This window comes from Companilactobacillus jidongensis (genome assembly GCF_003946575.1).
Taxonomy (GTDB): domain Bacteria; phylum Bacillota; class Bacilli; order Lactobacillales; family Lactobacillaceae; genus Companilactobacillus; species Companilactobacillus jidongensis.
The window spans coordinates 1-25,088 of record NZ_RHOP01000026.1 but is presented as its reverse complement, the minus strand read 5'-3'; the positions used below and the strand labels follow the sequence as shown (position 1 = coordinate 25,088).

The following is a 25,088-nucleotide window of genomic DNA, read 5'->3' as shown; positions in this document are numbered from 1 at the left end:
TGAAAAGAGGATTTTGAAATGGCAAAATTAGTTTTCATTCGTCACGGACAAAGTCAATGGAACTTATCTAACCAATTTACTGGTTGGGTTGATGTTGACCTTAGTGATGAAGGTGTAAAGCAAGCACAAAACGCTGGTAAGCTTCTTAAAGAAGAAGGCATCCTATTCGATCAAGCATATACTTCAGTATTGACACGTGCTATCAAGACATTGCACTATGCACTTGAAGGCTGTGACCAATTATGGATTCCTGAAACAAAGACATGGAGACTTAACGAACGTCACTATGGCGCACTTCAAGGATTAAACAAAGCTGAGACAGCTGAAAAATATGGTGATGAACAAGTTCATATCTGGAGACGTTCATACGATACATTGCCACCATTATTGAAAGCTACTGACGAAGGTTCAGCTGCTAAAGATCGTCGTTATGCTAACTTGGATCCAAAAATCGTTCCCGGTGGTGAAAACCTTAAAGTTACTTTGGAACGTGTAATCCCATTCTGGGAAGATGAAATCGCTCCTAAATTGCTAGATGGCAAGAACGTAATCATCGCTGCACATGGTAACTCACTACGTGCCCTTACAAAATACATTGAAAACATTAGTGATGCTGACATCATGGATGTTGAAATGGCTACTGGTGAACCAGTTGTTTATGACTTGGATGACAAGTTGAACGTTGTAAGTAAGAAGAAGCTTAATTAGTAACTCTTAGTGGCTTTGCCACATAGAGTTACTTATGGGGTCGCCTCCGTGCGACCGTATACCGTTAATCTAGTTGAATATAAAATACGACCTGCACAGTGTGTGCGGGTCGTATTTTTTTCTATACTTTTTTAGAATGTGTTATTTGAATGGTTGCCTGTGATAAAGTTGGTATAATGAAATGTGTTAAAGATGTAAGAATTAGTTTTACGGAGCTGAGAGAATTTTTGTAGTGCTAAACTGAGTTTTACGGAGCTGAGAGTAGTTCTGCAAAGTTAAATCAAGTTTTACGGAGCTGAGAGTAGTTCTGCAAAGCTAAATCAAATTTTACAGTGCTGAAGACAGTTTTGTAGGGCTAAACCAAGTTTTACGGAGCTGAAGGCGGTTTTGTAGAGCTAAACCAAGTTTTACGGAGCTGAAGGCGGTTTTGTAGAGCTAAACTAAGTTTTACGGAGCTGAGAGTAGTTCTGCAAAGCTAAGTCAAGTTTTATGGAGCTGAGAGAATTTTGTAGAGTTAATATAAATTATTCAAAGTTTAATGGGATTATTATTTTTATAAAAATATGAGGTGTGCAATTGAATACTCCTAAGTATGAAGAAAGGGATTTATTAAGTATTCCAGAAGGCAAAACTTTCGATCGAAAGAGTGCTTTATATGATTTAAACAAGCTTGCTAATATTTTGATAGCATTTGCTAATGCTGATGGTGGAACGGTTGCTTTAGGTATTAGAGACAGAAAATATGAAGGAATTAATTTACTTTCATCTCAAAAGAAAAATGACATTCTTCAAATTGGTTCTCAACGGGTAGTGCCAACGTTAGAGATAGAAAAACATGTTAAGCAGATAGTAAACAGTCAGGGAGTTCCTGATGAAATATGGTTGTTAACAGTACGACCAACTGATAACAAACTATATATGAATAAAAGGGACGAGGTATATCTTAGATTGGGTGATGAAACCCATCATACCACGTTTGAAGAACGTAAGAATTTGGAATTTGATAAAGGGATTAGAGCATATGAAAGTCAGGTTATCGATGAAGCAATTTTGGATGATCTTGATCCAGAAACTGTTGATAAGTATAAAGACCTTTATGGCTTTGATGGAGATAATCTTTGGGATTTGCTTTTTCCTAAGGGACTAGCAAAACGGATTAGAGATAAAAATGATCAAATATATTATCGACTTACTGTGGCTGGTGTATTATTACTTTCTAAATATCCAACTGCTTTTATTCCTGGAGCAAGAATTAGATTTATTCGATATGAAGGTCGGGAAGCAAAAATCGGTTCCGACATGAATATTGTTAAGCAAATTAGAATCGAAGGACCATTAGATAAAATGTTACAGTTGACAAGTAATATTTTGGAAGCTCAGCTGCGGACATTTTCTAGTTTAGATACTAAAATAGGGAAATTTGTTGATATTCCAGAATATCCTAAAGGGGCTTGGCTTGAAGGAATTGTTAATGCAGTCACACATCGTGGATATAATTACACTGGCGATGATGTCAGAATATTGATGTTTGATGATCGATTAGAAATCCATAGTCCAGGTAGTTTGCCAGCGGTAGTTACACCTGAAAATATTAGACGAACGCATTATTCCAGAAATCCGTATATTGCCCGTGCCTTAACTGATTTTGGTTGGGTACGTGAATTTGGTGAGGGTGTGGATCGTATTTATAAGGATATGAATGAGTTCTTTTTAGATGATCCTATTTACGAAGTGGACACGAACAGTGTTAATCTAATTTTAAAAAATAACATTGTTATGCGTTCATTTAGAAAAAATGATGATTTGGAATCGAAAATTGGAAAAGATTGGCAAAAATTAAACTTTATTGAAAAGGCAGCAGTTGGACTTGCATATGAGCATAGTAGCGTTCGCACTCGTGAATTGTATGAAGTGGCTGATGGGCATAGTTTAAGTTCTGCAAGAAATGCATTAAATCATCTTGTCAAAATGGGGATTCTTGAACGAGTTGCATCAGCTCCGACGTCTCCAAATCAGTATTATAAGTTGATAAAGTAGTTTTTAATGTAATTCCATTCTGGGAAGATGAAATGGCTACTGGTGAACCAGTTGTTTATGACTTGGATGACAAGTTGAACGTTGTAAGTAAAATTAGTAACTCTTAGCGACTAATGTCGCATAGAGTTACTTATGGGGTCGCCTCCGTGCGACCGTATTCCTTTGTTCTTTTTAGCGACTATGCCACTTAGAGTTACTTATGGATTCCATAATTTAGAACTGCACATTATTGTGTAGTTCTATTTTTTTATCATTTTTGAGACGTCTCATATATGCTAAATGTATAATATATAATAATCCATATTGGTTAGTTTAATTAAAATGAGGTGTATTCAGATGGGGTTACTTATTTCAACCGCGGTATTGGTCGTTTCAGCGATGCTTAGTATTATCATTAATCGTCGTTGGCTGCCAAGGTTGTCTGTAAACTACGTTAGTATGTTGCTTGGTGCAGGAATCGCAATTATCCCGTTCTTGAACGGATTGATCGACAAATTTGACTCGGAAATTTTTATTGGCTTGATTGTTGCCCCATTATTATATTTTGAAGGGCAAAATACACGTTTGAACTTAGTGGGGAAACATGTTGGTGAAATCATTAGTTTGACGGTGGGGATGGTGACACTCTGTGCCGTTGTGGCGGGATTTGGAAGTCACTTATTAACTGGTGTGGGCTTGCCATTAGCTTTTATTTTGGCGGCGATTAGCACACCGACCGATGCCACGGCCACTGAATCTGTAACGATGGGACGTGTTTTACCTCGTCGTGAACAAGTTAGTTTGAAGTTAGAATCATTGTTTAATGATGCTTCAGGAATCATCTTATTGAATATGGCAATTCTGTGGTATGTCAATGGTTATGTTAATTATCCACAAACACTGTGGGACTTCATTTATTCGGCAGGTGGTGGAATTATTTTTGGTGGAGTAGTTAGTGCCTTGATTGTCTATATTCGTCAACTGATGCTACGATCCAAACTAAATTTTATCAATAACACATACAATAATGGAACACCGCTCAAAGTGATTTATTTAATGACGCCATTTGTTTTGTATTTTGGTGCTGAAGGATTAGGTGTTTCAGGAATCATCGCGGTCGTGTTTGCTGGTTTAGTACACAACGCTGAAGGCGAGCGGAGCGCATTGGCTAATCCACAATTAGCTAGTGATATTTACCAATTGGTTGGATTATTAAGTGATATTTTAAACAGTATCGTTTTTGTTGTACTAGGTATTATGTTAGTACGCATAACTTTGGATCAATCAGTGAGTTATGGTGGTTCATTATTGTGGGTTTTCATGGGAATTATTCTTTATTTGGCAAATTTACTGATTCGTTATATTTATGTCCGATTGTTCCACAGAATCTCTAATCGTGAGGCCTGGATTTTTGCTCTCGGCGGAATTCATGGTGCTGTTACATTTGCTTTGGCATTCACAGTTGCAGAGACTCAAGTTAAGACGACGGACTTTAATCTAGTCTTAATGTCAGAAAGTTTATTAATCATTTTGAGTTTGCTGGTTCCTACTATTATCTTTCGTTGGTTACTGCCAAAAATAAAATCGGATCCTGATGCAGAGGTTAAAATGTCGAATATTCGTGGGAAGATGATTGATACCGGAATTCAAGCTTTGTGGTCAATGTCAATATCTCAAGAATTTAAGGATGCAATAACTTTTGATTTAAGGTCACAGAATGGTCACACCACCGTCCGACAATTTTTTAGTGAATGGCAGAGAATGGTTAGACATGCTGAATATACACCAGATCAAATGCGTGAGCTTAGGTCAATTTATCGTCAAGTATTCCAGACTGAACGAACCTATCTATCACAACAATATGAGATAAAGCATGAAATCAGTGAAGATTTATTTAATAATCTTTATCGTGAAATTACGATGGCTGAAATGGTGGTATTGAAGTATGGCGTCGACAGGTAAACAAGAGAGACCTCATATTTTGTGAGGTCTCTTTTTGTCTTTTTGGACCACACAAACTGTGTGGTCCAATTTTTTCCGCAAAATCACCGTAATATTATCGCAAACATTGAACCTTCAATTTTAAAGATGCACGTTGAACTTTATTCACAAAAGCCCTACAATTAACTTGTAGATGGAAACGCTATCATAATTAAATTTATTTTATTTTTTCCGACATACAAAAGGAGGCAATATCATGGTTAATCGCGATACAGCAAATGTCTTATGGTTCAATGAATTACATCGTGAGGATGTTAGTTTGGTTGGGGGTAAATCTTCATCATTAGGAGAAATGACTTCTTCGATGGATTTGCCGGTACCTTATGGTTTTGCAACTACAGCAAAAGCATACAGATATTTTATGGACTCAACGGGTTTAAATGGTAAGGTTACAGAACTTCTTAATAGTATCAAGGACTATGAGGACTCAGATGAATTAGGCACAACTTGCAAGCAGATTCGTGACTTGATTGTTGGTGCTAAAATGCCAGATGATTTGGCAGATGATATCAAGAAGGCATATGCAGATCTTGCTAAAAAGATGGATCAATCAGATCCCTTCGTTGCTATTCGTTCTTCTGCAACAGCTGAAGATCTTCCGGATGCTTCATTTGCCGGTCAACAAGAATCATATTTGAATGTTAAGGGTGGAGCAGATGTAGTTACAAGTGTTCAAAAATGTTACGCTTCATTATTTACTGCTCGTGCTACTTATTATCGTAACAAGCAACAATTCCCATACGAAAAAGTAGCTTTGTCAGCAGCTGTTCAAATGATGGTCTTTTCTAAGGCATCAGGAATTATGTTCTCTGTTAATGTTTCTAATGGTGATGATACTAAGATCGTCATCGACGCAATTCGTGGATTGGGTGAGTACATTGTATTAGGCAAGGTTACTCCAAATCACTTCGTAATAGACAAAAAATCTCTAAAGATTGTTGAAAAAAATGTTGTTAAGCAAACAATTCAATTATCAAGAGTTCCAGGTGGTGGTACTAAGGAAGAAGCAGTTCCTGAAGACCTACAAGACAAACAAGTTATTACTGATGAACAAGTAATTGAATTAGCTGGTTATGCTCAGAAGATCGAAGAGCATTATGGCTGCTATATGGATATGGAATACGCTCTGGATGTAAACACAAATCGTCTATGGATCGTGCAAGCTCGTCCAGAAACATTCTGGTCACAAAAGAAAAAGGAAAATGATTCAGATACTGATACTGGAGATGATAACGTGGTTGCAGAATCAGATGCTAAAGCTGTTGTTCGTGGATTACCAGCAAGTCCTGGTGTAGCTAGTGGAGTTGTTCACGTAATTGATGATCCTAAGGATATTGATCAATTTAAGAAGGGTGAAATTCTTGTTACATTGATGACTTCACCTGACTGGGTTCCAGCTATGAAGAAGGCTGCTGCTATTGTTACAAATAATGGTGGTATGACTTGTCACGCTGCTATCGTATCTCGTGAAATGCAGATTCCATGTATCGTCGGAACTGGTAGTAAAGGTGCTGCCGCAACTGATGCCATGAAAGATGGCGATGTAGTAACAGTTGATGCCAAGAATGGTATTGTATACAGCGGTAAGGTTGAAGCTCTTCTTAAGAAACCAGGTTCAGGTGAGCAAGTAGCCGGACAAGTAGTTGCCGCAGAAACATTTGCTCCAACTGCAACTGGTGTAATGATGAACTTAGGTGATCCAGACTTAGCAGACAAATACTCATCACTTCCAGCAGACGGAATTGGTTTGATGCGTGAAGAGTTCATCTGGACATCATATATTCACGAGCACCCACTATACTTGATCGAACAAGGTCATCCCGAAAAAGTTGTTGATATGTTAGCTGATGGTGTTTCTAAAGTTGCTCGTGCCATGGCACCTAGACCTGTCGTTCTACGTCTTTCAGACTTCAAGTCAAGTGAATATCGTAACCTTAAAGGTGGAGAGAAGTTCGAGCCAAACGAACCAGCTGATCTATTAGGTTGGCGTGGTGCCTCACGTTACTACGATCCTAAATACATCAATGCCTTCAAACTTGAATTGGAAGCTGTTAAGAAAGTTCGTAACGATTTTGGTTTGAAGAACTTGAATGTTATGATTCCATTTGTTCGTAAAGTCGAAGAAGCTCAAAAGATTACTGAAATCATGAAGGATCAAGGATTAGTTAGAAATGCAGACTTCAAGGTTTACATGATGGCTGAAATCCCTTCAAACATTATTTTGGCTGACAAATTCAACCAATTCATTGATGGATACTCAATTGGATCCAATGACTTAACAATGCTGCTTCTTGGTTGTGACCGTAACAATGATACTGTTTCACCATTGTTTGACGAGCGTAATCTTGCTGTTAAACGTGCTATCCGTCACTTGATCAAGACAGCACACAAAGATGGAAAGACAGTTTCAATCTGTGGACAAGCTCCTTCAGAGTTCCCAGACTTCACTAACTTCTTGATTCAAAGTGGGATTGATTATGTATCTGTTAACCCAGATATGGTCAAAGAAACAAAACGTAACGTTGCTCACTTCGAACAAAGAATTATGTTGGATAAGGCCACAGGAAATGGACTACAAGATCCAACTGATTATGAATGGTAATTTTAATTTAAGATCACACTTAATTGTGTGATCTTTTTTTATTTTATTTCGTAATTTTATATTGAACGAATAAATTACGAAATGGGGTAGATACTATAGAATTAAACACTTTAGAAATAATCGAAAATCTTTTGAGAGATTGTTCTAATGATTATAAAAAGTTTACTTTGAATTATTATGATGATAATGAGGTGATTCATAATCTTAGAAAATTATCGGTTGATTTGATGGTATCTGATGATTATTTTATGAACATTGAATTGATTAAATATCTTTCCGAATTAGAAGATTGGACTGATTTTAACAAAGAATATTTTCGTAATTTACAAGATAAATATAATTTTAGATACCGGGTAAAGAAAGTAACGACGATAATAGAAAAAATTAAACATAATCTTAATAGACATAGATATGTTTCTAAAATATTGAATGATTTGTTTGGAGAACGTATAATACTAGACAATGTTACAAAAGAAATGGAACAAATTGAGAGATTACTTTTTAATTTAAAAGAAGAATCTATTATTTATCGTTACTATTATCGAAATGACGGAAATTATCATGCGTTTCATTGTTACATTCAAGATGAAAATAATCATTTCCCATGGGAATTTCAAATATGGGATAGCTCTAACGAATTAATAAATTATCTCGAACATGATCGTCATGAAGAAGAGAGAAGAGGGCAAAAATGAAATCAAGACCATATTTTCACTACATAGTAATAATTGAGTCAGACGGGAAAGACTATGCTTACCATTATTCCAGCAAAATTTTTTCCGAGGTTGAAGAACATATGAATTTATTACGTGGAAGTATTGAAGGGTTACAAAGAATATATGGAATGCATATGCTACAGACAGATTCAAAAAGTTTTGAGTCTGTTCAAAAAATGGATCCATATTTTAAGGGAATGAATATTACAGATAATATTGAGGAGTTCAGCGAACGTTATAAATATTATTTAGATAATTTTGATTTTAAAATTGTAGTTTCGTAAATAAGTCGCCATAAGATACTAATCCAACAATTTATGGGATACTAGTTAGGAGTAGATAGTTCCGTACAAGAAAAGGTTAGTGAAATAAAATGGCATTAAAATCACATAAGATAGTTAAATTATTAAAACAAAATGGATTTGTAGAAAAATCCCAAAATGGCTCACATCTCAAAATGTATAATCCTAAAACCAATGTTACGCTCCCAGTTCCAATCCATAATGATAAGGAATTGGAACATGGCATTGAGAGTAAGATATTGAAGCAAGCAGGGATCAAGCAAGTTTGAAAAGACAAAAATAGTGCCCTTTAATCGTTAGATTAGAGCACTATTTTTGTGTACTTATTTTAAGTCCAAGAATAGTAGTTAGCATCATCAATACTAATAAGATAATCAAAATAATATGCCAATTGCTGAAGGCATCATACAGTTGTCCTAACGCAAATGGTCCTACTGCAGCTAGCAGATAACCGATAGATTGAGCTAATGCGGATCTGTTAGCAATTTTGGTGATGCTAGTGCTACTTGTCGAGATCAAATTAAGAGCAACGCTGAAAATCAGTGATCCGGTTAAGCCTAAAGTAATGGCGGATATCCACCAACCTATTTGAGGAATCATAATGGTAACAGTTCCCACTAGATAGCCCACACCTATTAAATAAAAAAGATGCTTCTTGCTAGTAATAAGATTCATCATTAGAGCGGCTGGTATGCCAATGAATTGGAACACTGATAATAAGATTCCTGCTTCGTTAGTCGAAGCACCGAAGCTTTGATAAATTGCGGGTAACCAAGTGATGAGACTGTAATAAATTAATGATTGCAGTCCCATAAAAATGGTTAAAATTTGTGTCGTTTTATCGCATATAAAGGTTTTTAATAAGCCTTCATGTGCTGTATCGCTGCTTTGCCGTGGTGCATAGGTCGTTAGAAATAATAGTGCAATGATAAAAGTTATTAGTGCAGGAATCGCAAAGCTGCGTAAGACTGATCTCCAACCGATAATATTAGTTAACGGAATAGCAGTGGCGGTGCATATTGCACCACCGATATTCATCGTAACAGAATAATAACTGGTTATTTTAGTTGTTTCGGTTGAAGTGAACGATGTTTGTGCAATCATGATTGGAATCAAAACATTTAATGTGGCGATAGCCATACCAACTAATACAGTTCCGAGAATTAATGTTATTACATTGAAGGGACGAATGAGATTGGCAATAGTTAGTAATCCGGTTGAAATAAGTAATAATAATTTTAAGCTCATAATTTTGTTGAGCCACGGTGTGATTATTGCACCAATTGCGAAACATAATAAGGGGATGGTCACCAATAGAGCGGTGAGGGAACTGTCAACTTTTAAAGCATGTTGAATACTCGTAAAAAGTGGTGTTACAGCCGTAATTGATAATCGCAAATTCACAGCGGTTAATAAAATTAGTAAGATCTTTTTATTTTTGTACAAAAAAAACACTCCTTAGGCTATCCCAGCCTAGTAGAAGTGTTACTAGTAACATGACAAACATTTCGTTTGCTATCGGAATAATATTTATTTAAGAATACTACGTTTTAAAGTATGTGACAAGTTAATTTGCTGAATTGATTTATAGTATGATTGTGTTGAATAAAATGATTATATCTTAGACTATCCATATTATATTGCCCTTTTCATCTGTAAGTAATTAGGCTAATATAGGTTTTATTGTGTTAACCATTGTATGAATTATTTAATAAAGAAGGTGTATCAATGACATGGTCTACTTGGAATGTTGCACCATTTGTAACTAGTGTTTTTTTCGTCCTAGGTGTATTTGCACTTTACAGTGTTACCTTTAATTGGCTAACTTCGATGAATCACAGTTGGAATATTAACATTGACGATGATACGCTAAATTCGTGGTATGGCGTGATTTATATGCTGGTATTTGTCTTTAGTATTCAGACATCTGTCGTTGGTACCAGTGTTTCGTGGGAGTTTATGAATTTTCAATTACTTGCAGTAACCTTTTGTGCATATTTTTTAAATATTCATGTTCCGTATTATTCGTTCTGGCCGATAGTCTTGGTTTATATGGTGTTTAACCATTCAATTGGATATTGGCAATCTTGGGGTCATGCAATTACATTGATGGCATTCTTCTGGGTTCTAAATGTTGTACGTGTGAAGTATCGGGATCACCATTTTGCATTTACGAATTACATGTTAACTGGCGTTATGTTTGGTGGAATACTGTGGTTTTGGATGGTCTTGAAATTTCATATATCGTGGATAACCTTTGTACAGGAATGGATCTATCTGATTATTTTTGAAATTTTGCTATACATGTATATTGCCATGCTTTCACAGGATAGTGCCATCAAGCTGCGATTGGCAAGACTTGCTAGTCATGATACATTGACTGATACGGAGAATTTCTCGGCTTACACTGATGATATTCGATATTTATTTAATCAAAGTCGTAAAAATAATGAGCCTCTGTCTATGATGATGTTTGATATTGATCATTTTAAGCATGTGAACGATACATATGGACATATGGCAGGTGATAGAGTTTTGCAACATGCGTCCATGGTTGTACAAACTGTTCTGGATGAAAATGATTCTAACGTCAGTTTCTATCGTACTGGCGGGGAGGAATTCAATATAATATTTCCCGGATATGAAATTGACGATACGTGGTCGATAGTTAATCAAATTTTTATAGCGATTAATCATATGAAAGTTCATTCCGATACAAATCAAATTGGAATATCAATTTCAGTTGGTGTTTCAGAAGTAAGTAGTGATGATAAGTCGACGATTGATTTTTATAATCGAGTTGATCAGAACCTTTATCACTCCAAGCGTAATGGTCGTATGCAAATAACAGTTGATTAGAATTGAAGTCTTTTCTCAGATGAGGAGAGACTTTTTTTGTTTTAAAAAGCTAACAAGCATAAACTGAACCTGTGATACTTTCAAATACAAGGAGGAATATTATGGCAACTAAAAAACTTCAAATTCCAAGTTTAGGATTAGGTACCAACAAAGTTGGTGGACATAATCTATTCAATAATTTAAAGGATGAAAATGGTTATGCAGTGGTCCGGAAGGCTCTCGACTCAGGGATTGAGTTACTCGACACTGCTTATATGTACGGTAAAGGTCGTTCTGAGGAAATTATTGGGGATGTTATTCAAGATTATGATCGGTCAAAAATCATTATCGCGACTAAGGCAGCGCAAGATCCTAACAATAATCTTGAACTTAATAACAGTCCTGAGTTTTTGAAACAATCAGTTGAAGATGCTTTGAAACGATTGAAGACTGATTATATTGATATTTTCTATATTCATTTTCCAGATGAAACAACGCCTAAGTATGAAGCTGTCGCTGCGTTGAATGAATTGAAGCAAGCCGGCAAAATCAGAGCTATCGGTGTTTCTAACTTCTCGCTCGATCAGATTAAAGAAGCCAATCGTGATGGCTTGGTGGATATTGTTGAGGATAATTATAGTTTGGTCCATCGTGAGGCAGAGAAGACATTGATGCCATACTTGAATGAACAAAATATTGCTTTCGTACCATATTTCCCATTAGCATCAGGGTTATTGACTGGCAAGTATGCATTATCAGACCATGACAAGTTCAAGCAATTCAGCAGCGATGAGTTCAAGTCGATTATTGATGCATTGGATGAGGTGAAAGCAATCGGTGAGAAGCATAATGCTACAGTTGCTCAAACAATCCTGGCTTGGTATATTGCTGATCCTGGCATCAGTACGGTTATTCCTGGCGCTCGTTTGGAGAAGCAAGTTGTTTCTAATGCTGGTTCGATGAAAGTCCAATTGTCAGATGACGAGTATAAGAAGATTGATAGTTTGTTTAAGAAATTTTAGAAGCAAAAAGCTAGCCACAGTGTGGCATATAACATACAATGTATGTTGAGGTGGTAGTTATGGATAACAAAACTCAAAAAGTACAAGTTTCTTTTCGTATGGATAGTGGTGACAAAAAAAAGGTTACAGAAATTTATGAGTCACTGGGAATGAATTTATCTACAGCTTTTAACGTTTTTGTTAAGAAGAGTATTAGTGACGGCGGTCTTCCATTTGATGTTAGAGATCCTTTTTATAGTGAAAATAATGTAAATGAACTAGAGAAAAGATTGAAAGAGGCAAAAAATGAGAAAGGTACGAATCATCCACTAATAGGTGAATAAATTCATATAAATGGTAAACGTGAAGTATCGTTCCTAGATTCTGCTTGGTCTGAGTATGTTGACTGGCAAAGTGAGGATAAAAGAACTGTTAAAAGAATAAATAAACTAATTAAATCTATTTATAGTGACGCTTTCGATTCTGGATTGGGGAAACCAGAGCCATTAAAACATAATTTATCTGGATTATGGTCAAGAAGAATAGATGAATATAATCGTCTAGTTTATTATGTAAAAGATGAAAAAGTGATAATTGTGCAGTGCAAATTACATTATGATAAATAACGGGATGTCCATATGGGCGCCCCGTTATTTTATTTTCCTCGGACTTTTTTCAGCAGAATATTATCCGGATGAACGATCTGAATATAAATTTTAATTAAATGAAGGTCAATAATTTTGTATTTCAGCAATTGCTGAGTTATAGTGTTCTAGTAAACTAATACACTATATAGGAGGACGACGAGTTGAAATTTGACGACAAAGTTCCGATCTATTATCAAATCAAAGAATATCTTTATCATCAAATCATCACGGGTGTCTTGCAGCCGGGTGAAAAACTACCATCAGTTCGGCAACTAGCAATCGACGTAACAGCTAATGTTAATACGGTTCAACGTGCTTTGACAGAAATGCTGTCAGAGGATATTATTGAATCTCAACGTGGCAAGGGTAACTTCGTTACGACTGATGTTGAAGGTATCAAACAATTACGAAACAAACTAATTAAAGAACAATTAACTTTGATGTATCACCAACTTCACGCGTTGAACTTGAGTGATGATGAGATATTGTCCGAAATGAAGAGCTATATTGAAAGCGGGGATGGACAACATGAGTGAACTATTAAAGATTGAAAAACTTAATTATAGTCACAGCTTAAAAAATATTCTGCACGACGTTGACGTGACAGTTGATAGTGGCAAGATTATCGGATTGTTAGGTGAAAATGGTGCAGGTAAAACTACCTTGATGCGTCTTATTACAGGCAGTGCTCACGGTAAGGGAACTATTTCAGTTGCTGGAACAAGCAAGATTGCTGAACGTAAGAGTCACGTCAGCTTTACAGAACACCTTGGTGGATTTTCTGGAAGTATGAAAGTCGGCAAGATTTTTGATTTTTATCAAACAGTTTATCCAGACTTCAATGTTGCCCGTTCAAATTCACTGATCGACTTCTTGCAGATCGATAAGAATCTGAAATTGTCCGCAATGTCCAAAGGGATGAAAGAAAAACTTACGATTGCCTTAACATTGTCACGTCAAGCAGATTTGTATTTGTTGGATGAACCATTTGGTGGAATCGACAGTATGAGCCGTAAAAAAATAATTAATAGTATTTTGAAATGGAAGCCTGAGGAATCAACAATGATCATCAGTGATCACTATGTGACTGAGATTGCTTCTATCTTGGATGAAATCATTGTCGTTAAGGATAAAACTATTAATTGTCACAAGCAAGCCGATGAGATTCGTGAAGATAATGACATGGGTATTGAAGAATACTATGAGAGTCTATATGAAGGGGGCAATCAAGATGACTAGTTTTGGAAATGTATTTAAAGCCATGTTCAAAGAGAAGTTCCGCAACATGAATTTCTTCTTAATGATCAACGTGATTGCAATTGTAGTAAGCATTATTGTGACAGCATTTCAAGGTGGAATGGATAAGAGTACACCACTAGCAATCACAATTGGATGGTCAATGCTTGCCGGCGTGATCTCATTTGTTATGTTAAGTGTGATTCAAGAAAGAAAATATACGCGTGATAGTTATCGCTTGATTCCAGTCAGTGACACAAAGTTCTATCTGGCTAATTTGGCAACATCATTCGTTTCGTATTTATATGTTATTGTTGCTCAAGCTGTGTTCTACTTGATTGCTGCGATACCTAATTGGTCAGAATATTCTGATACGCTTAATATGATGGCAATGATGAATGGCCGTGCATCATTTGATGCTCCGAATGCTATTATGGGAGTTCTAGCCATGACTTGTTTGATGTTGGTAATACTTATTTTAAGTTGGACAACAATCAATTTGATTCATTTAGCATCACGTTCTGCTAGCAATTTCTTGCCATCAACCGGACGTAGAGTCATGAATGTCGTGATTTATGTGGTTGTTATCTGGTTAGTTCTCAGAGTCGTTGGATTCGTTATGAACCAATTGAACAATTCAGTTAATATGTTATTTAATTCTAATTACACTGCCAACTTTGCACTAACAATCGTTGTGTTCTTGGTTGTTGCTGTAGCAGAAGCAGCTGTAAGTATTTATCTAATGAATAATTGGGTCGAAACCATTTCGGAATAAAAAACAAAATAGTTATAACTTTTCTATATTAAACGTATAATGACTTTAATATGGAAGGATTGATTCAAATGGCAAATATTTATGATTTTTCAGAAGTAGAAATGAACGGTGAAAGAATCGACTTCAATGACTATAAAGGCAAAGTGGTTTTGATTGTTAACACCGCTAGTAAATGTGGATTAGCTCCACAACTTGAGGGTATTGAAGTACTGTATAAGAAGTATCATGAGCAAGGCTTGGAAGTTTTGGGACTTCCTTCTAATCAGTTCCATCAAGAATTAGGATCTGATGAGGAAACCAGTGAATATTGTCAGATGCACTATGGTGTAACCTTCCCAATGACTAAACAAGTTAAGGTCAATGGTGATGAAGAAGATCCACTGTTTACTTACTTGAAGGAAACAGCTGGCCATGGCCGTATCAAGTGGAACTTCACTAAGTTCTTGATTGGCCGTGATGGTCAAATTATCGATCGTTATGCACCGACTACTAAGCCTGAGAAGGTTGAACCTGATATTGTTTCAGCACTTGGATAGAATGGCACATCGTTAAATAACCGTATAAAAAAGGAAGCAGATATTTCTTGGATATTCCAAGTCGTATGTGCTTCCTTTTTGTTTTTATTTAATTAAGTTATGATTTCTAGTATTGTGTTTTTTAATTCAAAAAAAGTTTTTGTATCTAAGAGACCGATATATTCACAGTGTCTTTTCTTGTAATCAAATGTAGCAAATTGCAGAGGATTGATGAATCCGTTAATTTGATTGTTATTTATAGGTATAAAATATCCTTGTTTTTGTAGAATATTATTATGGGCGTGTGTAATGGGTGCCACCACAACCAAACCAGTTAATTTACTATATCCTAAGTTGCTTATTACAACTGCTGGACGTCTTTTGGTTATTTCTTGTCCTAAAGATGGATCAAAGTTTATGAAAATCAAGTCCTGTTGCTGAGGAATATAAGGATTAGTCGTCGAGGATTTCTTTGCCAACCGAAGGTCCTCCGAATTCCTCTTTTTGTGTTAAGTCATGTGTTTTAATAAAGTCTTCATTGTGGAATGGATTATTTCTTTTGGGAGAGAAAACTATTACTCCGTCTCGCCCTTGAAATACATCGTATTCTTTTGCCATTGGTTTAATGGAGTTTGGAACAGTTAAAGTATTAGAATTACCTACTTTACGAATTTTCACACTCATTTTTATATCCTCCTCAGTTTGATGTGTATACAAAGGATATACGCTCAGACTTTTAATATCAAGCAAAATGTATCATCTCCAATAATTATTATTTGTGCCTACTATTTAAATTACGCAAAATAAAAAACCAGCACCTTAAAAAGGTAGCTGGTTCAAATGATTTATCCTTCAGCGCCGTGAATGGCTTCGAGTATATTATCTTGTGAGAAGTCATGTTGCATGTAAGCTTTGTTATCAGTAGGTAAGTGTTGTTCCAAGCTGTCGAATTGTTGGAAGCTAACCACGCCAGTCACTGATGCAAAATCTAGAATGTGACCACCGAAGTCATGTTCATCTGACATGAAGTGGCTGTGAAAGCCACCAACTGCAGCACCATCAAAGATTTGTGGTGAATAGTAGCTTAATAATGTTCCTTTGACTGAATCTTTATTGAAAATACTTTGGTTTTCAGCCGTCTCAGCTAGTGACTTGTATGGCTTTGAAGATTTTTGAACGGCACGTGTCTTCATATTCTTGAAGGTACCAGTGATTTTAACTGAGTAGAAGGTATTGTCACTCGCAGCGGCTTCGGAAATTTGTTTTTGAAGTTCATCACGTTTGATGTCTTCAACTTCTAACATTTCAGCATAATCAGCAAAGTGGCTATTGGCGAATGGCAGCGCGAATTCACTGTCCACTAGATTGACCTTACCGTTACTGTCGACTTGGTAAGGCGTGCCATCTAGAATGATCAACTCGCCATCAAGTCCTTCTCCAGTACCGATTCCGGTATCACCGTGACTTAATAGTTCCTTCATTGATAGAGTTCCATCTAGTAATCCGGGAACTAGTAGGGCAAGTGTTCCGTGTTGATAAAGTACATTTGAATTTGACATAAGTTTGAGATAATCCTTTCTAGATTAGTATTCTTCAAGAAGTGCTGAGACGAACTTACTGTTATCAGAGTAGTCAACAGGGATGTCGATAACTACTGGGCCAGGTGTTGCAAAAGCCTTCTTCAAAGCATCTTTTAATTCAGCATTTGTTTTAGCGTGCATACCAGTTGCACCGAAACTTTCGGCATACTTGGCGAAGTCAACGTTACCGATGTTTACACCAGCATGACGACCGTACTTAGCTTCTTCTTGGAACTTAACCATGTCGTAATATCCATCATTCCAAATCAATTGAACGATATTTAAGTTAAGGCGAACGGCAGTCTCAAGCTCTTGACCTGAGAACAAGAATCCACCATCACCAGATACTGATACGATAGGCTTTTCAGGACGTTCTAGAGCGGCGGCAATTGCCCAAGGAAGTGCAACACCGAGTGTCTGCATACCATTACTGAATAGTAAGTGACGTGGTTTGTAACTTCTGAAGTGACGAGCCATCCAGATGTAGAGACTACCAACATCAACGGTAACCGTAGTATCGTCATCAACTTGATCTTGAAGTTCCTTGATGATTGCTAGTGGGTGCACACCTTTTTTGGGATCTTCGGCAGGAACCTCATCTTGAGACAAGAAGTTCAATTGCATTTGGTGCAAGTGTGATTTCATATCATCACTAAGGGAAATATCAGTAGGCAAGTTGTGGGCAATGTCACGCATAGTTTTGGCAATATCAGCTTGAACAACCAAGTCTGGTTGATACTCATTTGAGATTTCAGGAGCAATACTGTCTAAGTTGATAACTTCACCTTTTCGGTCAACATTCCAAATTCTAGCTTCGTATTCAACGGGATCATAACCAACGGCAATAACAAGATCACTGTCTTTGAGAATGGCATCACCGATTTGATTTCTGAATAGACCGACACGTCCGTAGTAGTTCTTCTCAAGGTCACGTGAGATAACGCCGGCACCTTGGAAAGTTTCAACAACGGGAATTGAGAACTTGTGTAGTAAGTGATGAATAGCGTCGGTTACTTCTTCACTTGATGAACGCATTCCGGCTAGGATAACTGGTAGTTTGGCATTTTTGATTTTGTCGATAATTTGTTCAACAATTTCACTGTTAGCACTACCTTGTTTAATAGGGGATAGCTTTTTGATCTCTGGAACAGTTACTTCATCGTCCAAAACATCTTTTGGAAGTGAAATAAAGGTTGCACCAGACTTTGGAGCCATAGCAGTTTGATATGCATTAGCAAATGTTTCTGAAAGATTGTTAGGATCTTGAACTTCAACACTATCTTTTGTAGCTGAGATCATCAATTCCTTACTTGGAATACTTTGATGAGTTAATCTAGCAATATCATTACGAGGAACTTGTCCACCTAATGCAACGACTGGGTCACCTTCGGATGTAGCGGTGATTAGACCAGTGGCTAAGTTAGATACACCAGGTCCAGATGTGGTTGCGACAACACCGGGTTTACCAGTTAAACGGCCAATACCAGATGCAATGAAGGCAGCATTTTGTTCGTGGTGAGTGATGATCAGCTTAGGTGCCTTAGGATTATCACTGTGTTCCATTAAGTCAAAAAGCTTGTCTACCTTTGCGCCGGGAAGTCCAAATACATATTTGACTCCCTGATTGATCATTGAATTGAATAATGCTTCAGAACCGTTTTTTTTCGTTGACATTAAGATGTCCTCCTTGAGATTCGTTTGGTGTGATGTTATTGTTATTAACATAAATCGTTTGTGTTGATTTGTCAACACGCAACACTTGGAGATAACTATGAAAAATATTGGATACCTTGCACAGGATATTTCAATCCTGCATAGACAGTATTATAAAGATACAAAAGAACAGTTTGATGCACTAAAGCTTAACCCAACTGCGGCATGTATTTTGTTGTCGATCGGTGATTATCCAGAGATCAGCCAGAATCAGGTGGCCAGATTGTTGGTGGTTGATAAAGGTTTGGCTACTCGTGAGATCAACAAGATGCAAAAAATGGATTACCTCAGTAAAGTTGATGGTGCAGGTAAAACTAAGAATCTCCTGTTGACGAATAAGGGACATGAAGTTGTCGGAAAAATCCAACATATTCGAATCAATTGGTGGGCCGATCGGTTTGCTGATACAGGAATCAGTGCTGACAGCCCGTTGGTTAGTGCGATTGAAACGGTGGTTGATGGGATTACCGATTCTGTGGAAGAGTAAAATAATTTTTTTTCGTAATTTAGATAGTACGACCAAAATATCAGCATCTCAAATAGTAATTACTTGTAATTACTATTTTTTGTCAGTATACTTTTCCTATTAAGAATGTGGGCATTTGAGGTGATTGAAATGAAGGAAATACTTGGTACTTATAAAACGCGAAAGAATGGTAATAGCATGAGCATAACAGTACCCAAATCTGCAGGCATATCTGAAAATGAGTCCTTCAGTCTTCAAAAAGAGAATGGTAATTTAATATATAAACCACTGAAGGAAGAGAATAATCCTTGGAAAAACGGTCATTTTAAGAATCATGATTTCAGAAATGACATGAATAAGCTAGAATTTGAAGTTGGTAGTGAGACACCTGTTGGAAAGGAAAATATATTTTGATGATATATCCCATACAAGGGGACATTATTTATATAGATGCTGAACCACACGCTGGTCATGAGATTGGCGGACACAATTCTAAGAATATGAATATCCGTCGTCCTGTAGTTGTTCTTTCAGATTCTGATTACAATAAGGCAACAGGGCTTATTTCTGGAATGCCTATCACTTCTCATGATTTTATGAACAGTGATGATGGATCTTATATTCCGATAGCTGATAAAGAAAGTGGAGTTATTGGCAATATAGTTACTTATTATTTACCCAGTTATGATTTCAAAGCTAGACATGGCGAAATTATTGGACATATCTCTGATACTATTTTGAAAAAATTATTAACTAGTGTGAAATATCTTTTTAATTTATAACGATAATCCAAATATTTAGGGATGAAATTTTGCAGATAAATTATATTAAATCCCGTTGATGAGAAAGAAAAAGGCCTCTAGCAAATTTAATTGCTGGAAACCTTTTTTTATATCAATACACCTTCAAAATGATCCATCTCATGTTGAATTATTTCAGCGATAAATTCAGTAAATATCTGTGTATGCGAAGAAAAATTAGCATCTTGATACTGTACTTCAATATCCTTATAACGAGTCACCGAACGTTCACCATCAAGCGACAGGCATCCTTCTTTAGCGGTATATTTACCAGACTTTTTAGTGATAACGGGATTAACCATAGGAATAGGTATCATACCAAGTTGAAACACCAGAATACGCTTGTTGACGCCAATCATATTAGCAGCCATACCGACACAGTGGTCTTTGTAGAATTCAAGCGTGTCTATTAAATTAGTAATAATTTCAGTATCTTGTTTAGTAGCGGGGATAGATTTTTGTGACAATAATGTCGTATCCCGATTGATGGGTTTGATCATGGAATTCACCTCATAATTTAATATATAGCAATGATACAATAACATTAATGACATAACGAGGGGGGATTACTATGAACTTATTATTCGCAATTGACGACAATGTGGTGGATCAATTATTAACAACTCTGTATTCAATTCAAGTTAATACGCCCAATGTTCCACTATCTATCTATGTGATTCAAAAATCCAAGTTGGATCAGACTGACAAAATTACTTCGTTTTGTAATAAGACCGATATTGAATATCATCCGATTATGATTGGGGATGAGTTCAAGGATGCACCGACAACTGACCGTTATCCAGAAACAATTTATTATCGTTTATTGGCACATAAGTATTTGCCAAAGAATTTGGATAGGATACTTTATTTGGATGTTGATATTTTGGTTATTAATAACTTGCTTCCATTGTATAAGTTAGACTTCGAGGGTAATATGTATGCTGCTGCCAGTCATGCTGCATTGGCTAATGATGTGACTGATTCTATCAACAAGCTTCGTCTCGGTAATTATGAAGCGGAGAGTTATTACAACTCTGGAGTATTGCTGATGAATCTGCCATTAATCCGTGAGCACGTTCACGCCAAGGATATCTTCGATTATATTGAAGCAAACAAATTAACCTTGGTCTTACCTGATCAAGATGTCTTGAATGGCTTGTATGGACATCAATTCAAGAAGATCCCTGATGAAATTTACAATTACGATGCCAGAATGAGCACACTCTATCAAGCTCTTGGCGGGGGATTGTGGGATCTTGACTGGGTTATCGACCATACCGTAGTTTTACATTTTTGTGGTCGTGACAAACCTTGGAAGCCCGAATATCGTGGACGTTATTCAGGATTGTATAAGCAGTATGCACATAATACTAGATTTATATTAAATAAATAAAATTATTATAATTACATTTTTATAACAATGCTTATTATGCATGTAGACTGTGATAAGATTTAAGTAATTTGTATAACTATAAAATTATATAAAAATGCTTATGGGGGTACAAAGTTTCCGTCATTACATGTATAATAGTGCATGTCTGATAGAAAAAAATATTTAATATTATCTATTTACGGATGGCAAAGCTGTTTAAACTTGGTAATCTGGCAAAATAATCGTTGGGTAGCTAAATACTTAATGATATTATTTTATTGAAATAATAATATTTAGGGGTTATATCGGAGGATTTCATTGGGGTCAGAGCAAACGATAAGTATGATGCAAATATTTGCCATACTTCGTAAACATATAAGAATGATTTTGGGGACAACTTTTGTTGTTACATTGGCGGTAGCATTCGTTACCTTTTTTGTGATGGCACCAAAATATCAAGCAACAACACAATTACTAGTTAATAGGAAGTTATCTTCCGAGATGCAAGCAGCACAGTTACAACAAACTCAAGCTGACGTGCAGATGATCAACACTTATAAAGATATTATTACCAGTCCAACAGTTTTGAAAACAGTCGACAAGCAAGTTAATAATTACCCTGGTTATCCAGGTTCTATGAATGCTTTAAAAGATGAAATCTCAGTAAGTAGCCAACAAAACTCACAAGTTTTTTCTGTAACAGTCAAGTCAACTGATCCATATACAGCGGCGGAGGTTGCTAACCTAACAGCTGAGACTTTTAAGAAAAAAGTCGGCAAGATCATGAGTATTCATAATGTTTCAATCGTATCTCCAGCATCGATACAAAAAAAGCCAGTTAGTCCAAGAAAGACTTTGAACTTACTAGCGGGGATCGTTGTTGGACTATTGTTAGGCATTGGCTTTGCCTTTATTCGTGAAATAACTGATACGACAGTTACATCAGAGCGATTCTTAACAGATGAACTTGGAATGACTAATTTAGGAATCATCAATGAAATTTCTCCAGAAGAAGTTAAGAAGCGTATCTATCGCAAGCAAGATCTTCATGGATCAGACGATTCTAATCTAGTTGCACAAACTAGCCAAAGGAGAGTGTAGACGATGGCCTTTCATATATTTAATCGTAGAAAGCACAAGATCGATAACACTAGTTTGAAGTACGGTATTGGTCTAGTAACATACACTGATCCTAAGGGTATGATCTCTGAACAATTCAAGACGGTAAGAACTAACATTCAATTCTCATCAGTCGATAAGAAGTTGAAGTCATTGTTGTTCACTTCATCTGATCCTTCTGAGGGTAAGTCAACTATTAGTAACAATATGGCGGTAACTTGGGCCGATCAAGGTTCAAAAGTTATTTTAGTAGATGCTGATTTACGTCGTCCTACCGTTCATAAGACTTTTAGCGTAAGTAATCGTAAAGGATTGTCTAATTATTTGTTAGGCAATGCGACACTGGAAGAAATCATTCAACCAACGGTTGTGGATGGATTATATGTCATAACAAGCGGACCAATTCCACCTAATCCCGCTGAGTTGCTTGGGAGTATGCGGACGCAAGACTTGTTAGTGAGATTAGTTGATAAGTTCGACTTGTTGATACTGGATGCACCACCCGTTAATACAGTTACCGATGCCCAAGTTCTAGCAGCGCGAGTAGATGGCACTATCTTAGTAGTTCCACAGGGAATTGCGGATAAAGCCGGCGTACTACACGCCAAAGAAGCGTTAAAGACAGTTAATGCTAATATCTTAGGTGCAATAATGAATCGAGTGACCGAACAAAAATCTGGCGGATATTACGGCGGCAGTTATTATGGCGGTTACTACGGTGGATATTATGGAGCGGACAAACAGAAATGAAACTAATTGACTTACATTGCCACATTTTGCCAGGCGTAGATGACGGTGCTAAGGATAGACCCATGGCCCTTGAGATGGCTAGAGCAGCAGTGGATCAAGATATAAGTCATATTCTGTTGACGCCGCATCATATGGACGGACATTATACAAATCACAAAATCGATGTTATAAAAAATACCGGAGCTTTTCAACAGGATCTGATCGATAACGATATTCCGCTAAAAGTATTTCCGGGACAAGAAGTTCATCTAACAGGTGACCTGTTAAAGGCCATCTTCGACGATGATATTTTGTTTATGGATTCAGGCAATCGATACTTGTTATTAGAGTTTCCACATAACGAAGTACCAGAATATGCCGAAAATATGATATTTGAATTAACATCACGTGGAGTAACACCAGTGTTGGCACATCCAGAACGCAATCAAGGATTCCAAAAAGATCCTGACAGATTGTACTCATTCGTCGAGATGGGATGCTTGGCACAGTTAACCAGTAGTAGCTATTTAGGAGTGTTTGGCAAGGATGTTCAGACACTAACTGAAAAAATCATTAAGGCAAATTTGGGGTTTGTCTTTGCATCAGATGCTCATAACTTCAAGGGACGTAGATTCATGATGCGTGAAGCCTTCGATAAGTTGACAGAGCAACATGGCGCCGCAACAGCAGAAAGATTCAATCAAAATGCCAAGAACATCTTGAATGGGGACGATGTTGAAATTGGTGATATTAAACGAATTTCGGAGCTCAAGAAAAAGAAGTTCTTTGGACTTTTTTAGATTTATTGTGTAAACGAAATCACTTATTTTGTAGTAAAAATAATGCCAGTTATTGTAGTGATTTTATAAATATATGTGTTTTCTGAGGGGGAAGCTAATAATGGAGTATTGGGAAGACCGAGTTGATTCCAAGTATCAACAGCATCGGTATGTTTATCGAAGTATTAAACGAATATTTGATTTTATTGCCAGCTTAATAGGCTTGATATTATTATCGCCATTATTTTTGTTCGTCGCCTTTGCCATCAAAATCGAAGATCCATTAGGACCAGTGTTTTATACACAGACTAGATTGGGAAAGCGACAAGAACCATTTGAAATGTATAAGTTCCGTTCAATGGTAGTTGATGCCGAAAAATTGAAAAAGAAATTGTTGGATCAGAACGAAATCAAAGGTGCCATGTTTAAGATGAAGAATGATCCGCGTGTCACCAAAGTAGGTCGATTCATTCGTAAGTATAGTATCGACGAATTGCCACAATTAATGAACGTGTTAACAGGTGAGATGAGCTTGGTTGGACCACGCCCACCATTGCCTAGTGAAGTAAAAGAATATTCAAGTTATGACAAACAACGTTTGACCGTCAAACCCGGATGTACCGGTTTGTGGCAGATAAGTGGTCGTAACGATGTTGGATTTGAGGAAATGGTTCGTTTGGATCTTGATTACATCAATCATCGTAATGCCAGTTATGATGTTCTTATTTTGTTTAGAACTGTTGGTGTACTTTTGTTTCCGAATGGGGCTTATTAGTGAGGAATTTATGATTGTATTACATTTTGCTGAATATGCTTCTGGTGGGGTTGCTACATACTTAAAAAATTTGATTATGAGTCAAATTTCTTTAAAGGAAGTTGATAAGGTTTATTTATTAGTTAGTGACTATAAAACAGATGAAGAGTTATTGAATATAAAATCAAAAAAAATAGAAATACTTACGTATCAGTATAGAAGAAATATTAAGGGGATTGTGACCTTAATTAAACTTTCAAAAAAAATCAAAGAACTTAATCCAGATATAATTCACATACACAGTACTATTGCGGGATTAATTAGGATTAAGTTTATTTTTTCGGCTCTTTGTCAAATAGTATTGATGAATAACTTTTAACCATAGGCATCCTCATTGAGGATGCCTATTTTCATGCACA

At 36.5% G+C, this 25,088-nt stretch carries 30 protein-coding genes; 24 read left to right on the top strand and 6 right to left on the bottom strand.

From position 1 onward, the window contains the following. Positions 1 to 18 precede the first annotated feature (18 nt). The 7 genes from EKM68_RS12595 (at position 19) to EKM68_RS12565 (ending at position 8,614) form a co-directional block, all read left to right on the top strand. The gene (locus EKM68_RS12595; protein ID WP_125591163.1) at positions 19 to 708 is read left to right on the top strand and encodes a 2,3-diphosphoglycerate-dependent phosphoglycerate mutase; all 690 of its coding nucleotides are present in this window, start codon (positions 19 to 21) and stop codon (positions 706 to 708) included. 576 nt (positions 709 to 1,284) lie between these two features. Further along, positions 1,285 to 2,745, top strand: a complete 1,461-nt coding sequence (locus EKM68_RS12590; RefSeq protein ID WP_125591162.1) for an ATP-binding protein — start codon at positions 1,285 to 1,287, stop codon at positions 2,743 to 2,745. A 336-nt stretch (positions 2,746 to 3,081) separates the two neighbouring features. Then, positions 3,082 to 4,686 (top strand): cation:proton antiporter, encoded by a 1,605-nt coding sequence (locus EKM68_RS12585; RefSeq protein ID WP_125591161.1) that lies wholly within the window; start codon positions 3,082 to 3,084, stop codon positions 4,684 to 4,686. A 235-nt stretch (positions 4,687 to 4,921) separates the two neighbouring features. Then, positions 4,922 to 7,327: a phosphoenolpyruvate synthase gene (gene ppsA / locus EKM68_RS12580; protein ID WP_125591160.1), complete on the top strand. Its 2,406-nt coding sequence runs from the start codon at positions 4,922 to 4,924 to the stop codon at positions 7,325 to 7,327. A gap of 167 nt (positions 7,328 to 7,494) precedes the next feature. Next, the gene (locus EKM68_RS12575) at positions 7,495 to 8,022 is read left to right on the top strand and encodes a nucleotidyltransferase family protein (protein ID WP_125591159.1); all 528 of its coding nucleotides are present in this window, start codon (positions 7,495 to 7,497) and stop codon (positions 8,020 to 8,022) included. Continuing rightward, positions 8,019 to 8,327 carry a hypothetical protein gene (locus tag EKM68_RS12570; protein ID WP_125591158.1) on the top strand — a complete coding sequence of 103 codons (309 nt, stop codon included), beginning with the start codon at positions 8,019 to 8,021 and terminating at the stop codon, positions 8,325 to 8,327. Before EKM68_RS12575 ends, EKM68_RS12570 begins: the two co-directional genes overlap by 4 nt. An 89-nt stretch (positions 8,328 to 8,416) precedes the next feature. Beyond that, positions 8,417 to 8,614 carry a type II toxin-antitoxin system HicA family toxin gene (locus EKM68_RS12565; RefSeq protein ID WP_125591157.1) on the top strand — a complete coding sequence of 66 codons (198 nt, stop codon included), beginning with the start codon at positions 8,417 to 8,419 and terminating at the stop codon, positions 8,612 to 8,614. A 40-nt stretch (positions 8,615 to 8,654) separates the two neighbouring features. On the opposite strand, the gene EKM68_RS12560 is transcribed toward EKM68_RS12565, so the two are convergent. Then, entirely contained in the window at positions 8,655 to 9,791 is a 1,137-nt protein-coding gene (locus EKM68_RS12560; protein WP_164509448.1) for an MFS transporter, read from the bottom strand. 282 nt (positions 9,792 to 10,073) lie between these two features. Here EKM68_RS12560 and EKM68_RS12555 point away from each other — a divergent pair, with 282 nt between their 5' ends. The 8 genes from EKM68_RS12555 to EKM68_RS12520 all read left to right on the top strand — a co-directional run bounded on the left by EKM68_RS12555 (position 10,074) and on the right by EKM68_RS12520 (position 15,378). Beyond that, on the top strand, positions 10,074 to 11,204 hold the full coding sequence (locus tag EKM68_RS12555; protein ID WP_125591155.1) for a GGDEF domain-containing protein: 1,131 nt from the start codon (positions 10,074 to 10,076) through the stop codon (positions 11,202 to 11,204). Positions 11,205 to 11,305: 101 nt separating this feature from the next. Beyond that, positions 11,306 to 12,205, top strand: a complete 900-nt coding sequence (locus tag EKM68_RS12550; RefSeq protein ID WP_125591154.1) for an aldo/keto reductase — start codon at positions 11,306 to 11,308, stop codon at positions 12,203 to 12,205. A gap of 59 nt (positions 12,206 to 12,264) precedes the next feature. Next, on the top strand, positions 12,265 to 12,528 hold the full coding sequence (locus EKM68_RS12545) for a type II toxin-antitoxin system RelB/DinJ family antitoxin (protein ID WP_225423012.1): 264 nt from the start codon (positions 12,265 to 12,267) through the stop codon (positions 12,526 to 12,528). Next, positions 12,529 to 12,810: a Txe/YoeB family addiction module toxin gene (locus tag EKM68_RS12540; protein ID WP_125591171.1), complete on the top strand. Its 282-nt coding sequence runs from the start codon at positions 12,529 to 12,531 to the stop codon at positions 12,808 to 12,810. A gap of 182 nt (positions 12,811 to 12,992) precedes the next feature. Further along, the gene (locus EKM68_RS12535; RefSeq protein WP_125591152.1) at positions 12,993 to 13,367 is read left to right on the top strand and encodes a GntR family transcriptional regulator; all 375 of its coding nucleotides are present in this window, start codon (positions 12,993 to 12,995) and stop codon (positions 13,365 to 13,367) included. After that, positions 13,360 to 14,070 (top strand): ATP-binding cassette domain-containing protein, encoded by a 711-nt coding sequence (locus tag EKM68_RS12530; RefSeq protein WP_125591151.1) that lies wholly within the window; start codon positions 13,360 to 13,362, stop codon positions 14,068 to 14,070. The genes EKM68_RS12535 and EKM68_RS12530 overlap by 8 nt, the downstream gene beginning before the upstream one ends. Beyond that, positions 14,063 to 14,842, top strand: a complete 780-nt coding sequence (locus tag EKM68_RS12525) for a hypothetical protein (protein ID WP_125591150.1) — start codon at positions 14,063 to 14,065, stop codon at positions 14,840 to 14,842. Before EKM68_RS12530 ends, EKM68_RS12525 begins: the two co-directional genes overlap by 8 nt. Before the next feature lie 68 nt (positions 14,843 to 14,910). Then, the gene (locus EKM68_RS12520; protein WP_125591149.1) at positions 14,911 to 15,378 is read left to right on the top strand and encodes a glutathione peroxidase; all 468 of its coding nucleotides are present in this window, start codon (positions 14,911 to 14,913) and stop codon (positions 15,376 to 15,378) included. Between the two features lie 92 nt (positions 15,379 to 15,470). On the opposite strand, the gene EKM68_RS12515 is transcribed toward EKM68_RS12520, so the two are convergent. From EKM68_RS12515 to alsS, 4 genes are all read right to left on the bottom strand, one after another. Beyond that, positions 15,471 to 15,836 (bottom strand): type II toxin-antitoxin system PemK/MazF family toxin, encoded by a 366-nt coding sequence (locus tag EKM68_RS12515; protein WP_125591148.1) that lies wholly within the window; start codon positions 15,834 to 15,836, stop codon positions 15,471 to 15,473. Next, a complete protein-coding gene (locus EKM68_RS12510) occupies positions 15,811 to 16,041 on the bottom strand; it encodes an AbrB/MazE/SpoVT family DNA-binding domain-containing protein (RefSeq protein ID WP_125591147.1) in 231 nt (76 codons plus the stop codon). Before EKM68_RS12510 ends, EKM68_RS12515 begins: the two co-directional genes overlap by 26 nt. Before the next feature lie 161 nt (positions 16,042 to 16,202). After that, on the bottom strand, positions 16,203 to 16,916 hold the full coding sequence (gene budA, locus EKM68_RS12505; protein WP_125591146.1) for an acetolactate decarboxylase: 714 nt from the start codon (positions 16,914 to 16,916) through the stop codon (positions 16,203 to 16,205). Between the two features lie 24 nt (positions 16,917 to 16,940). Beyond that, positions 16,941 to 18,611: an acetolactate synthase AlsS gene (alsS, locus tag EKM68_RS12500; protein WP_125591145.1), complete on the bottom strand. Its 1,671-nt coding sequence runs from the start codon at positions 18,609 to 18,611 to the stop codon at positions 16,941 to 16,943. A 97-nt stretch (positions 18,612 to 18,708) separates the two neighbouring features. Here alsS and EKM68_RS12495 point away from each other — a divergent pair, with 97 nt between their 5' ends. From EKM68_RS12495 to EKM68_RS12485, 3 genes are all read left to right on the top strand, one after another. After that, entirely contained in the window at positions 18,709 to 19,137 is a 429-nt protein-coding gene (locus EKM68_RS12495; RefSeq protein ID WP_125591144.1) for a MarR family winged helix-turn-helix transcriptional regulator, read from the top strand. A gap of 129 nt (positions 19,138 to 19,266) precedes the next feature. Next, complete coding sequence (locus EKM68_RS12490; protein ID WP_125591143.1) at positions 19,267 to 19,530, top strand: AbrB/MazE/SpoVT family DNA-binding domain-containing protein; 264 nt, start codon at positions 19,267 to 19,269, stop codon at positions 19,528 to 19,530. Next, positions 19,530 to 19,898: a type II toxin-antitoxin system PemK/MazF family toxin gene (locus EKM68_RS12485; RefSeq protein WP_125591142.1), complete on the top strand. Its 369-nt coding sequence runs from the start codon at positions 19,530 to 19,532 to the stop codon at positions 19,896 to 19,898. Before EKM68_RS12490 ends, EKM68_RS12485 begins: the two co-directional genes overlap by 1 nt. 107 nt (positions 19,899 to 20,005) lie before the next feature. On the opposite strand, the gene EKM68_RS12480 is transcribed toward EKM68_RS12485, so the two are convergent. Further along, the gene (locus EKM68_RS12480; protein WP_125591141.1) at positions 20,006 to 20,416 is read right to left on the bottom strand and encodes a peptide deformylase; all 411 of its coding nucleotides are present in this window, start codon (positions 20,414 to 20,416) and stop codon (positions 20,006 to 20,008) included. 71 nt (positions 20,417 to 20,487) lie between these two features. Here EKM68_RS12480 and EKM68_RS12475 point away from each other — a divergent pair, with 71 nt between their 5' ends. The 6 genes from EKM68_RS12475 to EKM68_RS12450 all read left to right on the top strand — a co-directional run bounded on the left by EKM68_RS12475 (position 20,488) and on the right by EKM68_RS12450 (position 25,048). Beyond that, complete coding sequence (locus EKM68_RS12475; RefSeq protein WP_125591140.1) at positions 20,488 to 21,309, top strand: glycosyltransferase family 8 protein; 822 nt, start codon at positions 20,488 to 20,490, stop codon at positions 21,307 to 21,309. Positions 21,310 to 21,606: 297 nt separating this feature from the next. After that, positions 21,607 to 22,389, top strand: coding sequence for a YveK family protein (locus tag EKM68_RS12470; protein WP_125591139.1), 783 nt, complete (start codon positions 21,607 to 21,609; stop codon positions 22,387 to 22,389). A gap of 3 nt (positions 22,390 to 22,392) precedes the next feature. Next, the gene (locus EKM68_RS12465; RefSeq protein ID WP_125591138.1) at positions 22,393 to 23,157 is read left to right on the top strand and encodes a CpsD/CapB family tyrosine-protein kinase; all 765 of its coding nucleotides are present in this window, start codon (positions 22,393 to 22,395) and stop codon (positions 23,155 to 23,157) included. Then, on the top strand, positions 23,154 to 23,936 hold the full coding sequence (locus EKM68_RS12460; protein ID WP_125591137.1) for a tyrosine-protein phosphatase: 783 nt from the start codon (positions 23,154 to 23,156) through the stop codon (positions 23,934 to 23,936). The genes EKM68_RS12465 and EKM68_RS12460 overlap by 4 nt, the downstream gene beginning before the upstream one ends. Before the next feature lie 100 nt (positions 23,937 to 24,036). After that, on the top strand, positions 24,037 to 24,690 hold the full coding sequence (locus EKM68_RS12455) for a sugar transferase (RefSeq protein WP_125591136.1): 654 nt from the start codon (positions 24,037 to 24,039) through the stop codon (positions 24,688 to 24,690). A 10-nt stretch (positions 24,691 to 24,700) separates the two neighbouring features. After that, complete coding sequence (locus EKM68_RS12450; protein ID WP_164509447.1) at positions 24,701 to 25,048, top strand: glycosyltransferase family 4 protein; 348 nt, start codon at positions 24,701 to 24,703, stop codon at positions 25,046 to 25,048. The last annotated feature ends 40 nt before the right edge of the window (positions 25,049 to 25,088 follow it).